This window comes from Ammoniphilus oxalaticus, from assembly GCF_003609605.1.
Lineage (GTDB): Bacteria > Bacillota > Bacilli > Aneurinibacillales > RAOX-1 > Ammoniphilus > Ammoniphilus oxalaticus.
This window is the reverse complement of record NZ_MCHY01000011.1, coordinates 209,375-223,386: the sequence shown is the minus strand read 5'-3', so window position 1 is coordinate 223,386 and position 14,012 is coordinate 209,375. Positions and strand designations below refer to the sequence as shown.

The following is a 14,012-nucleotide window of genomic DNA, read 5'->3' as shown; positions in this document are numbered from 1 at the left end:
TTGGTAGCAGCTCCTCGATCCGAGCGCGGCGCTGCTACCAACGGACTTATTCACTCTCCACGTTCGCTTCCCCCTTTTTTTGCCATAAGCCTTCCCATTTCGACAAAAGTCGTGTATCCTTTTAGCTAAATGATGACTAATTTCAACAATTTTGTTAACTTTAGTCCAGTTATTTTCATAAAATGCGCACATTTGCCTTTCAGCCTGAAACGCGATTATTTTTGAAGAAATAAGGTGAGATCAAATGACGAAGCGAAGACGAAATTTGTTTTTATTTCTCTTTTTGTTTACGATTGTATTTTACGTCTATCATGTCCGCCAGTTCGGATTCGGTTCTTGGATCAGTATGATGGCTTTAGCTAGTTGTCTGTCTATCATCGGGTTTATTCATACATTTTTAAAAGTAGGCTCGCGCGCATGACAAAAAGCAGGTGGATAAAATCCCGCCTGCTTTTTTTGTGCGTGTTTTGATGCAGAAACGGACCGTGAAGCGGCCCGTCTTTTATTATTCCTAGAAGCCCCCGATCTCCCAAGCCCCGCCTCAGCCAACCTATCGTGACAACAAGGGATTGCTGCACACTTTCGCAAAATGATCGAGCAGCGCGTTAAACTCTTGCGGCTTTTCGACGTTAGGAAGGTGACCGCAGTCCGTGAGAATCTCGAGTTCTGAATTAACGAGTCGCTCAAAAAGCTCGTTGGCGCAAGATTGCGGCACGAAGTCATCGCGGTCGCCATGAATGATAATCGCGGGTACATCGATGATGTCGAGTTGATCCGTTTGCTCATAGTCAAGGAATTCGGTAAACGTGTTGTACATGAAATCAAGCGAAGCGCTCTCCAGCGCTTTTGAAAAGCCTTTTGCGATGGGACCTTGCGGGTCCAAGCCCATTTGGGAGATCACTGTTTCAAGCCAACGATCAGCGCCCCCAGGTTGATGAATCATGTCCCAAATTTCTTTGCGTTTTCGCTTTTCCGCGCTGTTCATATCGGCAAAGGTGGAGGCTATGAATAGCCCAGCGACTGTGTCTGGATAACGGGAGGCAAAATCGATTGCGACTTTACCGCCCATAGATAGGCCGCACAAAATGATTTCGTCCACTCGCAGTTCGTCGATCAGCAACGTTTTTAATAGGTCCTGATAGTTATAAAAGGGGATTTCATCGCCGCCTTCTGATTTTCCGTGGCCTGGCAGATCAACCGCAATCAGTTGATAGTCTTGTTTAAATTGATTGCGTTGGTAGACCCAGTTCAGTGAACCGCCGCCTAATCCATGGAGAAAAACGATGGTTTTTCCTTCTCCTTCAATGGTGTAGTGAATCTCAAAGCCATCATAAATAAAGCTCGCCATAGTTAAAAACCATCCTTTCTACATGATTTTTTCTTATATTCTACCTTTTCTAGCGAAAAAGTCTATATATGAAAGATAATACAGGAAAAACTCGGAAAATAGTAAAAAAGGTCGATTGCTCGCTTTTCGTCTATGCTTTATAGTTATCTGGGTGTCATAATTCAAAGCGATGAGGAGAAACATTGTGAAACGAATAAGGAAACGAATTCTTGCAGGTTTACTTGTTTTTTCTATTTTTACAAGTCCAGCGATTGCGGCAGAGTATCATTTTTCTGATGCGGGTCAAATTTCATGGGCCGCTTCAAGTGTTGAAAAGTTATATCAAGAGGGGATTTTGAGCGGGGTTAACGGCAGCCAGTTTGCGCCAAATAGCCCGATTACGCGCGCCCAACTAATTGGCGCATTATCTAAAGTTGTTAAAAATAAACCCGTTACGCGAACCAATTTTCCGTTTACAGATGTACATAGTAATGATTGGTATTATGGCGCTGTAAAGAAAATGTACAGTATGGGAATTATCGAAGGTACGAGTGAAAATAATAAGCAATTTTCGCCTAATCAACCGATCACACGCGAAGAAGCAGCGGTGATTATCGCCCGTACGTTTGATATTTCTTATCAGTGGAAGACATTCCCGCCATATATTGATGCGAACACCGTTAGTCCATGGGCGAAAGACGCGGTTGCTTCGGTCACTAAAGAAGGAGCCTTTTCTCTATTTGGCAATCAGATTAAAGCGAAAAATGCGCTGACTCGAGCGGAGACAGCGGTGATCCTACATAAGATTTTGTATGGTGAGCCTGCTCCATATCAACCGCCAAAAGCGATGGCGTCTCGGTCAAGCCAAATGATGGACCAACGTTTAACGAGCGCGATTAATTCAGGGCTTGGCGTTCCTTACCGTTATGGGGGCGCGACGATGAGCGGTTTTGATTGCAGCGGCTACACAAGTCATGTATATAGTCAATTAGGCGTCAAATTGCCGCGTGATTCGCGCAGTCAGTATAACGTGGGGCAATCGGTCTCGATGTCCGAGATGGAAAAAGGTGATTTGATCTTTTTCGATACGGGTGGCGGACGGATTACGCATGTTGGGATTTATGTTGGCAATAACCGCATGGCTCACGCCCCGAGTTCGGGCGGGAAGAGCCGTATCGATAGTTTAGATTGGTACAAGAAAAACTACCGCATAGCCGGTGTGAAACGCGTACTCTAGATGACGCGAAGGCCCTTACGGATAGATCCGCAAGGGCCTTTTGTTTATGAGTTCAATTGAATTTGAACTGATGCATTTGTTGAACCGCGTACTCGGCTAATTCCTCCTCCTCTTCATCCAATAAGTAGATGATCGACTTTTCCATGCAGCGCTGCGCTTTTTCCTTATAACCGAGATGGTACGCGCTGTAACCATACTGATAGGTCAATTCGCCGCGGAGGTAAGTGGACTTGCTTTCTTTGCAAATTTGTAGGGCTTGAAATGATTTGTGTTGAGAATCTTTGAACTGTTCTAAGCGCAGGTAAGTGGTGGCAAGGTTATATAAAACACGGACGCTAACATGTGGGTGGATTAAGGGGTCGAGCACAGATAATAAATTTTCAGCCTGATGAAAATAATGCAGGGCGGCTTCAGTGTCACCTGTAACAAGGTGGTAGATTGCGTAGCTATTTAAAATTTCAACCCGTTTGAAGAAGGTTTCGAATTGGTCTGCCATCCGTAAAGCTTCTTCTAAATGTTGTTTAGCGGCTTGGGGATTGTTCATTTCGTGTAGCTCGACAATTCCTTGGTGCCAGTGTAGAAAGACGTGGTCCTTTTTGCTTTGAAAATGAGGCCCGTTCCAACAATCCCGCACTTGGCAGGCCATTGTTTTGTAATCGCGTTTATGAGCGAGGTAACGAATATACTTTTTGGTTTGTTCAACGTTGTGGAAATCTTCCAGCTGACTTACTTTGGTGCCAAAAAACTCTTTGGGGTGAATCCCGAGTTTCCAAGCGACATGGTGTATAATTTCACCACAAACGATTTCGCCTGATTCGATTTTACTAATCATCGCTTGATCGCATCCGAGCATCTGCGCAAAATCTTTTTGCGTGTAATCTAGCCGAGTTCTTAACAGTGAGATATATTGTCCGTATTGTTTCACAGCTGCGCACTCTCCTAACGGCGTGATGTCTATCCCTCTTCCATTTTAATCCTGAATCAGTTTTCCAAAAGTTACAATTGTGTGAATACTTATGAAAAATGAGTCTTTTCATTTAGATGAGGCAAACAATGGGAAAAACGACCTAAATAGTCTTTTGCGCCTACCCGATCGATCGCGTTGAAAGAATATCCGGTTTTACAGCGTGGTTTGTTACGAGTATGCTAAGGACAAGCGATCATGAAAGGAGGGAATCAATGAACGCGTCTTCGGCTGGATGTTACATAGGGAGCCTAGGTAATGACGGCAATCATCATAAACGCCTTCCGACCATTTCCTCACAAGCTTCCTCAAATGAAAAACCAATTTTACCTCCCGCGCATGAGAGCTGTTAAGTTAGTATGTCCTCCCTTCGGAATGCGCTTCTCGTGTTCCGTCTCCCATTCGGGTAGAAAAAAGCGTCCCGCCAATTCCTCAGGAAGGGCGCCAATTACAGAAAATCTAACTTGTAAAGCCAACCTCCATAGGAGGGTGGCTTGTTCTTTTTTTTAATAGGTTTGAACGTTTTATGAAATTTATGGAACCCATTGTACAGGCTCGCAACAGGATGTATAATTATACGAAAATCGATTTCTTAAGAGAAGATTAGAATGAGACCACATGGGGGTAAACGAGATGATCAAGTTTAAAGATATGGCCAAAGCGGTATTAGCTGTAGTTACTGTTGCAGCATTGGTTGCGTGCGGAGGCGGGAAAGAAGATGTGGCGCAGCCAGACGCCAAAGAAGTTTTGACAGTGGGCACTGAAGCGGGTTATCCGCCATTTGAAATGATAGAAGGCGGAGAAATCGTCGGATTTGATATCGATATTATTAAAGCAATCGCCGAAGAGAGTGATTTTGCGGTTGATGTTCAACATTTAGGTTGGGAAGGAACGTTAGAGGGCGTTGAAAAGGGAAAGGTCGATCTGGCGATCGCCGCGATTTCAAAAGATTCAGAGAGGGAAAAGCGTTTCGATTTCTCAGATTCATATTTTGAGGCGATTCAAATGATTTTGGTGAGGGAAGATTCAACCGTGACGTCGTTTACTGAATTGGAAGGTAAAAATATCGGCGTTCAGGGCGGGACAACAGCAGACGGTTCTGTGCAAGAAAAGTTTGGGAAAACGTATCAAGGGTTAAAAGCGTATGAAGATATTCCATCCGCGATTGATGATTTATTAAATGGGCGATTAGACGCGATTGTCGCTGACGATTTCGTGATCAAAGAGTTCATTAAAAAGATGGGTGATCAAGGATTAAAACCTGTTGAGGATCCGCAAGCATTCTCGCCTGAATTTTTTGGGGTTATCGCGCAAAAAGGAAATAGCGAACTACTAACTAAAATCAATGATGGATTAAAGAAGATTCAGGAAAATGGAAAGTATGATGAAATTTACAAAAAGTATTTTCCTGAAGAATAATGTAAATAACAAAAAAGAGTGGTTGTTGTTGGCGGCTAGTCGGTGGAGGAGGAATGAGCTATGGCTTGGGATTGGTCGGTAGTCTGGGATTATCGGGAGTTGTTTTACCGCGGGTTTCTAAATACGATTATCCTAACCTCGCTGGGGGTAGCTTCTGGGCTGGTCATCGGACTTTTCCTCGGCTTGGGAAAGTTGTCCGAAAAATGGTATTTGCGAATTCCATCCAAAATCTATATCGATTTATTCAGAGGGACCCCACTGTTTGTGCAGATTTTATTAATCCATTTTGCGGTGATTCCTTCCGTTTTTGAATTTATCGGTCGCGATATTCCTGGACCTTTTTTCTCCGGGTTTGTCGCGTTGTCGCTCAATTCGGGGGCTTACATTGCAGAAATCTTTCGATCAGGCATTCAATCGATTGCTAAAGGGCAAATGGAAGCGGCTCGTTCGTTGGGGATGACGCATAACCAAGCGATGTTTCACGTCATTTTACCGCAGGCGTTCAAAAGAATTCTGCCCCCGCTGGGCAACGAATTCATTGCCTTGCTTAAGGATTCCTCTTTACTTGCGGTGATCGCTGCAAATGAGTTAGCGTACGCGGGTTTTACAACAGCCAAAAACACGTTTGTTCGTTATCCGCCATATGTGACGGTGGCCGCGCTTTATTTAGTCTTGACACTCATCTTTTCACAAATTGTGTCATGGCTAGAGAGACGCTACAAAACGGACTAGCGTAACATCAATCAGTTTGATTTCATTTATTGACTGGATCCTCAAAACATGGTATAGTCATACTAATGAGTATGGATGTTATTGGGAACCCAACGATTGACCGCTCATTAGTTTATTTCTGAAAGGAATGTGTAACGTACATGCAAGGTAAAGTTAAATGGTTTAACGCGGAAAAAGGTTTTGGTTTCATCGAGAGAGAAGACGGAGACGACGTATTCGTTCATTTCTCCGCAATTCAAGGGGATGGATTCAAATCTCTTGAAGAGGGACAATCTGTTGAGTTCGATATCGTTGAAGGCGCTCGTGGACCACAAGCTGCTAACGTGGTTAAACTATAATAGATGACGATCCAAGCCCTGGAATTTCCAGGGCTTTTTCTCTTACATACACCAATCAACGCTAAAAATCGTTCACAAAGAATTCAAAAAATAACGACTAAATTTTAGCGTAGAGTGGAAGGATTTTAATGTAATTATATAGAATTATTTATTATGAAAAGGAGGAGGAGTTATATTGATGAAATATACGATTCGCGGAGAAAACGTCGAAGTCACACCAGCCTTGAAAGAACATGTAGAAAAGAAGGTGGGACGCTTAGAAAGGTATTTCGATGATATCCCTCCAACAATGGAAGCGATTGTCACGATGCAAGTCCTTAGAGGAGAACACACGATTGAAGTGACGATCCCAGCTCCAGGTGTCATCTTGCGGGCGGAGGAAACGCGCGATGATATGTATGCGGCAACTGATCTTGTTGTTGAAAAATTAGAACGACAAATTCGTAAACATAAAACAAAAGTAAACCGAAAGTTCCGTCAAGATGGAAGCTTGAAGCAATTGTTCGCTGAACATGTGGAAGGCGTTGAGGCGGAGGACGAAGTAAATATTGAAATCGTTCGCAATAAGCGTTTTGATTTAAAGCCGATGGATGTGGAAGAGGCTGCCATGCAAATGGACATGCTTGGTCATAACTTTTTCGTTTTCACCAATGCGGATAACAATCATGTCAGTGTCGTTTACAAGCGTCGCGATGGTCGCTATGGTTTAATCGAACCAGATCTATAAAATGAACACCAACCACCCCTCTTCGGAGGGGGTTTTCTTGTTTTAACAGATGCTGGCTTATTGCATTTACTCTCCGATTTTTATCGCAATATCCTCAAATCAACTCTCTCGTTACGTAAATTATGGTTCTGCCCCAAATATTCTTGTTTTGGCCTTTGGGATACAGTACAATTAAATGCTAGGATGAGATCAGTTTAATTTGATAATGAATGAATGGGAAGGAGCTATCCCAAGATGATAGGACTCGTGAAGAAGATCTTCGGGACTTCTGATGAAAGAGAAATCAAAAGATTGACAAGACGTGTTGATGAAATCAATGGTTTAGAACCTGAAATACAAAAGTTAAGCGATGAACAACTGCAAGCGAAAACTGCTGAATTCAAGTCTCGTGTTGAGCAAGGGGAAACGTTAGATCAACTGTTGCCAGAGGCGTTTGCTGTTGTTCGTGAGGCTTCAAAGCGTGTCATGAATATGCGTCACTATGATGTGCAGCTAATCGGTGGAATGGTATTGCACGAAGGTAAAATTGCCGAGATGAAAACGGGGGAAGGAAAAACGCTCGTCTCTACGTTGCCGACCTATTTGAACGCGCTTGAAGGAAAAGGTGTTCATGTCGTTACCGTCAACGAATATTTAGCGGCTCGTGATGCTGAAGAAATGGGTCAATTACACAACTTTCTCGGTTTGACAGTTGGGTTGAATCAAAGTGGGATGAATCCCGAACAAAAACGGGAAGCGTACGCTTGCGATATCACATATGGAACAAACAACGAATTCGGTTTTGATTACTTACGCGACAATATGGTCCTTTATAAGGAAAATAAGGTGCAACGTCCGCTCTATTTTGCGGTAGTTGATGAGGTCGACTCCAACTTGATTGACGAAGCCCGAACGCCGTTGATCATTTCTGGACAAGCTCAGCGCTCAACAGATCTGTACTTTGTCGCGGCTCGTTTTGTAAAAATGCTTAAGGAAGAAGAACACTTTTTGGTTGACGAAAAAGTAAAAGGGATCACGCTGACCGACGAAGGGGCGTCCCGAATTGAAAAAGCGTTCAAAATAGACAACTTGTACGACGCGGAACATATTATTTTAAATCACCACCTGCAAAATGCATTGCGCGCTGAATATATTATGAAACGCGATGTGGACTATGTCGTCTCCGAGGGCGAAATTATTATCGTCGATGAGTTTACGGGACGGATGATGCAAGGGCGTCGTTACAGTGATGGGCTGCATCAAGCAATCGAAGCTAAAGAAGGGCTCAAAGTGCAAAACGAGAGCATGACGCTGGCGACGATTACATTGCAAAACTACTTCCGTATGTATGAAAAGTTGTCTGGGATGACAGGGACAGCGAAGACAGAGGAAGAAGAATTCAAGCGGATCTATGGGATGGAAGTCGTTGTGATTCCGACGAATAGACCAATCGCTCGCGAAGATTTGCCTGATATGATTTATAAAACAGAAGCCGCAAAATACCGCGCGGCTGTTGATGAGATTGTTGAGCGCCATAAGACGGGCCAACCGATTTTGGTTGGAACGACATCGATTGAAAAGTCGGAAATGATCTCTGAGCTACTGCGCCGTAAAGGGGTTCGTCACACGGTGTTGAACGCGAAGCAACACGAACGGGAAGCGGATATTGTGTTGAACGCCGGTCAAAAAGGAGCCGTCACGATCGCTACGAATATGGCTGGACGCGGAACAGACATTAAACTTGGCGAAGGCGTTCATGAAATTGGCGGGTTGCATATATTAGGTACAGAACGCCATGAGAGTCGCCGAATCGATAACCAGTTGCGCGGACGCGCCGGACGACAAGGGGATCCAGGTTCTTCGCAATTTTTCCTATCGTTGCAAGATGAATTAATGCGACGTTTCGGTTCCGATAACATCTCCAGTATGATGGATCGTTTGGGGATGGAGGAAGACACGCCAATTGAGAGTCGGATGGTTTCTCGGGCCATCGAATCTGCTCAAAAACGAGTCGAAGGAAATAACTTTGATGTGCGTCGCGTCGTTTTACAGTATGACGACGTGATGAACCAGCAGCGAAGCGTGATTTATAAACAACGGAACGAAGTATTAGAGAGCGAAGATTTGCATGAGATTGTTGTCAATATGATCCTTTCCCATGTCGATCGCGTGTTGGAGTCGTTCTGTCCTGAAAGTCAAGTGCCGGAAGAGTGGGATTTGGAAGGCCTTGTTGAACACGCGCAATCTACCTTCCTCGTTGAGGGGGCCCTTGCCGTTGATGATATTCGAGGGTTGGAAGAGGTAGCTGAGATTCGCGCCAAATTTGAAACGGCGATTGAGCAGCTTTACGAGGAACGCGAAGAATTAATGGGACCTGAAAGTATGCGTGAATTTGAAAAAGTAATCTTGCTGCGGGCCGTTGATAGTAAGTGGCTCGACCACATTGATGCGATGGACCACTTGCGTCAAGGGATCCATTTACGCGCCTATGCTCAGACTGACCCGCTTCGCGAGTATCAGTTTGAAGGCTTTGAAATGTTCAATGAGATGATCGCCCAAATTGAGGAAGAAGTGGCGACGCTAATGTTGAAGACAGAGGTTCGCCCAGAAGTCACATTACAGCGTCAAGTCATCGCCGAAGGCAAAGCGGTCAACACGGATGAAGAAGAATCAAAGACGGTTCGTCGCGACGGTGAAAAAGTGGGTCGTAATGAACCGTGTCCGTGCGGCAGCGGGAAAAAGTTTAAAAATTGTCATGGAGAGTGATCGTATGGAAGTCTCAGAATTGCGAAATGAACTTTCCACTATTGAAAGGAAATTGATGAATATCAGGGGGTCTCTTTGACCTCGATAACAAGCAACGCCGCATTGCCGAACTAGAAGAAAAAATGTCCGATCCATCCTTTTGGGATGATCATGATACCGCCCAAGGGACGATTGCGGAGGTTAACCAACTGAAGGACAAAGTCACAAAGGTCCAACAATTGGCGACTACGCTTGAAGACAGTCAACTGATGCTCGAACTGATTGTCGAAGAGCAGGATTTGTCGTTGCTTCCTGATGTGTCGGAAACGGTGGACAGTCTAAGTGAGCAAATTGAGGACTTTGAGTTGCAGCTGCTACTCAGCGAGCCGCACGATAAAAACAATGCCATTTTGGAGCTGCATCCCGGGGCTGGCGGCACAGAGTCTCAGGATTGGGCCCAAATTTTACTGCGAATGTATACGCGTTGGGCCGAGGATCGCGGTTACAAGGTGGAGTCGCTGGACTATTTGCCAGGCGATGAGGCAGGAGTAAAAAGTGTTACTTTGCTGATCAAAGGTTTTAACGCCTATGGTTATTTAAAAGCGGAAAAAGGGGTTCATCGCCTCGTTCGAATCTCTCCGTTTGATTCATCTGGGCGACGGCATACATCGTTTGTGTCTTGTTCGGTCGTGCCTGAGCTGGGTGATGATGTCGATATTGAGATTCGCTCGGAGGACTTAAAAATCGATACGTATCGTTCCAGCGGGGCCGGCGGACAGCACGTGAATACGACGGACTCTGCTGTGCGGATTACACACGCGCCGACAGGCATTATTGTGACGTGTCAATCCGAACGATCGCAGATTAAAAACCGTGAAAAAGCGATGAAAATATTGAAAGGCCGCATCTACGAAAAGAGAATCGAAGAGCAAGAAAAAGCGCTCGTCGAAATCCGCGGCGAACAAAAAGAAATCGGCTGGGGCAGCCAAATTCGCTCCTACGTTTTCCATCCCTACAGTATGGTCAAAGACCACCGCACTGGCCAAGAAACAGGCAACATCCAAGCCGTCGTTGACGGTGAACTGGACCCGTTCATCAACGCCTATTTACGCCAACAATTGAACTAGTTCAATTTGACTTAGTAGGATTAGTTAGTATAGAAAAAGATCCTTGCGCTTCAATGCAAGGATCTTTTTTGGTTGGCGTGAGGTGAGCGTTTGGGAGGGGCGACGACACATTGGGCGGAGAGGTCGCCCATATCGTTGGAAAGTCGCTCATTTCCCAAACGGATCCTCGCCAACCTCGCGTCGACTTTACTGTTTCAACACTTGCAGTACACCGATAAAGTATTCCGATTCACGGGCGATATGATCGATTACGGTGAGCAGCGTCGGCTTTCCTTTAATCGCTTTACTGGTCGTTCTCATTTGATGTAAAAACTGTAAAAAGCGTTCACTTTGCTCCAAGGAAAAGCGGGCCATTTCCATCACATGCTGATGCATGGCTGGTGTCGATTTTCCGTTCATCCTAATGTATGTTTCTATGTCGCGTGTGATCCGATTCAGAACCAATGTAAAGCTTTCCTTCCAAGCATCCAATGCTTCCACAAACTGTGGCTCCAAGTCCTTGACTAATTCCTTAATCACATCGATATGTTCTTCTTCCTGTTGCTTCCAAAAGCGCATCTCATCCAATGTGCGTAAATCTTGGTATGGTCCATAGGCAAAAAGCATAATATAACCCCCTCATTATCGTTGCGCTATTATCCTATTCTGCCTATGCCTAGGCGGTTCACGCAATACAGACAGGGGGCTTTTAACGAGGGAATCTTTCAGTAATCCTTTTGGATCGGAATTCTTTTTAAGTTCCACGTTAGAAGGAGGCAGTAGGGGGGACAGGTTCCATAAAAAAAGGCGAACCCATTTAGAATGGCCCGCCGTCTTTTGCTCGTTATGCTAATGCTTTTTTTGCTGCTTCGATCGCCGCTTCATAGTTCGGGTGATCCGTTGCTTCTGGAACATACTCGACATATGTAACTGTATCGTTTTTGTCAATTACAAAAATCGCGCGCGTCAAAAGTTGGAAGTCTTGGATAAGCACGCCATATGCTTCGCCAAAATTTCGGTCGCGGTAGTCAGAAACCGTTTGCAGGTTTTCAATGCCTGCAGCTCCGCACCAACGTTGTTGAGCAAACGGCAAGTCGACGCTAACAGTTAGAACAGTCACGCCTTCTAATTTCGCTGCCTCTTCATTGAATCGACGTGTTTGTTGATCGCATACCTCTGTGTCGATCGATGGAACCACACTGATTAATCGAACCGTTCCTTTTGAGTCTTCAAGCGTCAATCGGCGCAAGTTATTTTGTCTTACTGTAAAATCAGGCGCTTTGTCGCCTACTTTGACCTCATTGCCTACAAGCGTAACTTCTCTTCCACCAAATGTAACATTTGCCATGTAATAGCCTCCTCTACCTCTCAAGGTAAGTTAATAACCCTATTATGATGGTGAAAAGGGATTTTATCAAGAGGATAAGTGTAATCTATATAATTAAAAACTTATGATCTTGATAAATATAAATTATAGTGGTAACATACTCCATGTCAACACTAATACCCAGGCGCAGGAATTTTTGGATGGAATTCCTGCGTTAGCCCTGGGCTTTTTCAAGACAAAAAGATGAAAGGGGTTAATAAAAATGAGTTTAGTAGGAAGACAAGCTCCACATTTTGAGATGGAAACAGCGTTAGGGAACGGGGAAGATTTTGGACAAGCTTCCTTATCCGACTATAAAGGTAAATATTTGATTTTCTTCTTTTATCCACTTGATTTCACGTTTGTATGCCCGACAGAAATTAAAGCGTTAAGTGACGCTGTTGAAGAATTTAAAGATTTGGATACGGAGATTTTGGGTGTATCGACCGACTCCAAATTCTCGCACCGCGCTTGGATCGCCACATCTGAAGAGGACAAAGGATTGGGTGGACTCAATTTCCCGTTGGCTGCGGATTACAAAAAGGAAGTGGCTGAGGCTTATGGTGTGTTGAACGACGAAGGGATTGCGCAACGCGGTCTGTTCATCATCGACCCAGAAGGGATCATTCAATACCAAGTGATCACGCCAGATAGCGTAGGTCGCAGTGTGGACGAAACGCTACGCGTTTTGCAAGCCATTCAAGCGGGTGGATTATGCCCTGCCAATTGGAGACCTGGCGAAGAGATGCTATAAGCAGCAAAAAGTGAAGGAGGGGGAACAATGGAAGTTATCGTTTACTCGAGCACGGGTTGCCCCAAATGTTTAGAAGTAAAGGAACAGCTGGAACAGTGGGGTATTTCCTACGAAGAACGCAACGTATCAGAGAATGCGGCTTATTTCAAAGAGTTGCAAGAGCGACGCATTTTTGGGACGCCTGCGACATTCATCGACGGCAGACCGGTGCTCGGGTTTCAGCCGAAACGATTACAAGATCGCCTTGGACTTAGCGATGATCAAATTGAGGCGGCGAAAAAAAGCGATCCACAGCAACAACAAGAAAGTTCGTCTGAATCGTCGTCAACCGCCGACTCATTGTTTGAGACGATTGATTCGGATCTGTTAGGCAAAGAATATGATTTTGTGATTATTGGGGCGGGACCCGCGGGTTCAACAGCCGCTCTGTACGCCTCACGGGCGAGATTAAACACGCTTCTCATTGATCGCTCCCCTCAAACAGGCACACTTGCGATTACGCATAAAATCGCGAACTATCCGGGAGTGTTAGGCGAACTGACCGGGTTAGAGCTTGTGGAGCGAATGCAAAAGCAAGCCAAGTCGTTTGGAACAACGCTCGTTCAGAGTCAGGTGTTATCGGTGAACTTTACCGATGAGCAAAAGGAAATTAAGCTTCCTGAAGGTGTGGTTAAAGCAAAAGCGGTCTTCATTGCAGTTGGCGCTCGGGCCGCTGGGAGAAAGTTGCCTGGCGAAGAAGAGTATACAGGTCGGGGCGTTAGTTATTGCTCTACCTGTGATGCCGCTTTTTATGAGGGACGGGAAGTCGTGGTAATCGGCGATGATGAAGAGGCTGTCCAAGAAGCAGGCGCGTTGGCTAAATTCTCCAAACAGGTGCATTTGTTAGTGCCTAGCGGAAAATTAAGAGGCGGCGCATCGTTGGAAGAAGTAGAACAGCTGTCAAACATCAAAGTCTACCCTCGATATCGCATTAAAGAAATCATTGGGGATGACCATGTTAGCGGAGTCAAAGTTACGACCGCCGAACGAACGGAAGAAAAGTGGGATGTAGACGGTGTGTTCCTATACTTAAGCGGGATGAAACCAGGCACCGACTTTTTAGGGGAACAGGTCAAGCGAGATACAGAAGGATACGTATCTGTTAACGAAACGTTGGAAACGAGTGTGCCTGGTGTTTACGCAGGCGGCGACGCCCGTAAAACACAAGTCAAACAAGCCGTGCTTGCAGCGGCTGATGGCTGTGTCGCTGCTTTAGAAGCGGAGAAGTTTATCCATGGACGGAAAACGGTTCGCCCGCAATATAGTTAAATTAAAAGTT

Annotated in this window: 14 protein-coding genes; 10 read left to right on the top strand and 4 right to left on the bottom strand. The window is 45.0% G+C overall.

What is annotated here, in order from left to right; all coding sequences use genetic code 11:
* Window positions 1–244 precede the first annotated feature (244 nt).
* Complete coding sequence (locus BEP19_RS17765; RefSeq protein ID WP_170145411.1) at window positions 245–421, top strand: hypothetical protein; 177 nt, start codon at window positions 245–247, stop codon at window positions 419–421.
* A gap of 129 nt (window positions 422–550) precedes the next feature.
* On the opposite strand, the gene BEP19_RS16265 is transcribed toward BEP19_RS17765, so the two are convergent.
* Complete coding sequence (locus BEP19_RS16265) at window positions 551–1,348, bottom strand: alpha/beta fold hydrolase (RefSeq protein ID WP_120190979.1); 798 nt, start codon at window positions 1,346–1,348, stop codon at window positions 551–553.
* A gap of 184 nt (window positions 1,349–1,532) precedes the next feature.
* Here BEP19_RS16265 and BEP19_RS16260 point away from each other — a divergent pair, with 184 nt between their 5' ends.
* The gene (locus BEP19_RS16260) at window positions 1,533–2,564 is read left to right on the top strand and encodes an S-layer homology domain-containing protein (protein WP_170145410.1); all 1,032 of its coding nucleotides are present in this window, start codon (window positions 1,533–1,535) and stop codon (window positions 2,562–2,564) included.
* A 52-nt stretch (window positions 2,565–2,616) separates the two neighbouring features.
* On the opposite strand, the gene BEP19_RS16255 is transcribed toward BEP19_RS16260, so the two are convergent.
* Window positions 2,617–3,489, bottom strand: coding sequence for a helix-turn-helix domain-containing protein (locus tag BEP19_RS16255; RefSeq protein WP_170145409.1), 873 nt, complete (start codon window positions 3,487–3,489; stop codon window positions 2,617–2,619).
* A 672-nt stretch (window positions 3,490–4,161) separates the two neighbouring features.
* Here BEP19_RS16255 and BEP19_RS16250 point away from each other — a divergent pair.
* The 6 genes from BEP19_RS16250 to prfB all read left to right on the top strand — a co-directional run bounded on the left by BEP19_RS16250 (window position 4,162) and on the right by prfB (window position 10,595).
* On the top strand, window positions 4,162–4,947 hold the full coding sequence (locus tag BEP19_RS16250; RefSeq protein WP_170145408.1) for a basic amino acid ABC transporter substrate-binding protein: 786 nt from the start codon (window positions 4,162–4,164) through the stop codon (window positions 4,945–4,947).
* A 60-nt stretch (window positions 4,948–5,007) separates the two neighbouring features.
* Window positions 5,008–5,679, top strand: a complete 672-nt coding sequence (locus BEP19_RS16245) for an amino acid ABC transporter permease (RefSeq protein ID WP_120190975.1) — start codon at window positions 5,008–5,010, stop codon at window positions 5,677–5,679.
* 140 nt (window positions 5,680–5,819) lie between these two features.
* Window positions 5,820–6,017, top strand: a complete 198-nt coding sequence (gene cspD, locus BEP19_RS16240; protein WP_120190974.1) for a cold-shock protein CspD — start codon at window positions 5,820–5,822, stop codon at window positions 6,015–6,017.
* A 178-nt stretch (window positions 6,018–6,195) separates the two neighbouring features.
* Window positions 6,196–6,744 (top strand): ribosome hibernation-promoting factor, HPF/YfiA family, encoded by a 549-nt coding sequence (hpf, locus tag BEP19_RS16235; RefSeq protein WP_120190973.1) that lies wholly within the window; start codon window positions 6,196–6,198, stop codon window positions 6,742–6,744.
* Window positions 6,745–6,978: 234 nt separating this feature from the next.
* Entirely contained in the window at window positions 6,979–9,489 is a 2,511-nt protein-coding gene (gene secA2, locus BEP19_RS16230; protein ID WP_120190972.1) for an accessory Sec system translocase SecA2, read from the top strand.
* Window positions 9,490–9,493: 4 nt separating this feature from the next.
* Window positions 9,494–10,595 (top strand): peptide chain release factor 2 gene (gene prfB, locus BEP19_RS16225; protein WP_120190971.1). Its coding sequence is split into 2 segments (ribosomal slippage): window positions 9,494–9,565 and window positions 9,567–10,595, totalling 1,101 coding nucleotides; the frame shifts between segments, so codons are not numbered across the junction.
* 186 nt (window positions 10,596–10,781) lie between these two features.
* Here the strand turns inward: prfB and BEP19_RS16220 are convergent.
* Both BEP19_RS16220 and tpx read right to left on the bottom strand, forming a co-directional pair.
* On the bottom strand, window positions 10,782–11,201 hold the full coding sequence (locus BEP19_RS16220; protein ID WP_120190970.1) for a DUF2935 domain-containing protein: 420 nt from the start codon (window positions 11,199–11,201) through the stop codon (window positions 10,782–10,784).
* Window positions 11,202–11,418: 217 nt separating this feature from the next.
* Window positions 11,419–11,922, bottom strand: coding sequence for a thiol peroxidase (tpx, locus tag BEP19_RS16215; protein ID WP_120190969.1), 504 nt, complete (start codon window positions 11,920–11,922; stop codon window positions 11,419–11,421).
* Window positions 11,923–12,157: 235 nt separating this feature from the next.
* On the opposite strand from tpx, the gene BEP19_RS16210 reads away from it, so the two are divergent.
* Window positions 12,158–12,694 (top strand): peroxiredoxin, encoded by a 537-nt coding sequence (locus BEP19_RS16210; protein WP_120190968.1) that lies wholly within the window; start codon window positions 12,158–12,160, stop codon window positions 12,692–12,694.
* Between the two features lie 27 nt (window positions 12,695–12,721).
* Window positions 12,722–14,002: an FAD-dependent oxidoreductase gene (locus tag BEP19_RS16205; RefSeq protein ID WP_120190967.1), complete on the top strand. Its 1,281-nt coding sequence runs from the start codon at window positions 12,722–12,724 to the stop codon at window positions 14,000–14,002.
* Window positions 14,003–14,012 lie beyond the last annotated feature (10 nt).

Coding starts and splice junctions, on each gene's coding strand:
- BEP19_RS16245 (WP_120190975.1), top strand. CDS start 5,008: ATGGCTTGGGATTGGTCGGTAGTCTGGGATTATCGGGAGTTGTTTTAC.
- BEP19_RS16250 (WP_170145408.1), top strand. CDS start 4,162: ATGATCAAGTTTAAAGATATGGCCAAAGCGGTATTAGCTGTAGTTACT.
- hpf (WP_120190973.1), top strand. CDS start 6,196: ATGAAATATACGATTCGCGGAGAAAACGTCGAAGTCACACCAGCCTTG.
- BEP19_RS17765 (WP_170145411.1), top strand. CDS start 245: ATGACGAAGCGAAGACGAAATTTGTTTTTATTTCTCTTTTTGTTTACG.
- BEP19_RS16265 (WP_120190979.1), bottom strand. CDS start 1,348: ATGGCGAGCTTTATTTATGATGGCTTTGAGATTCACTACACCATTGAA.
- cspD (WP_120190974.1), top strand. CDS start 5,820: ATGCAAGGTAAAGTTAAATGGTTTAACGCGGAAAAAGGTTTTGGTTTC.
- BEP19_RS16220 (WP_120190970.1), bottom strand. CDS start 11,201: ATGCTTTTTGCCTATGGACCATACCAAGATTTACGCACATTGGATGAG.
- tpx (WP_120190969.1), bottom strand. CDS start 11,922: ATGGCAAATGTTACATTTGGTGGAAGAGAAGTTACGCTTGTAGGCAAT.
- BEP19_RS16205 (WP_120190967.1), top strand. CDS start 12,722: ATGGAAGTTATCGTTTACTCGAGCACGGGTTGCCCCAAATGTTTAGAA.
- secA2 (WP_120190972.1), top strand. CDS start 6,979: ATGATAGGACTCGTGAAGAAGATCTTCGGGACTTCTGATGAAAGAGAA.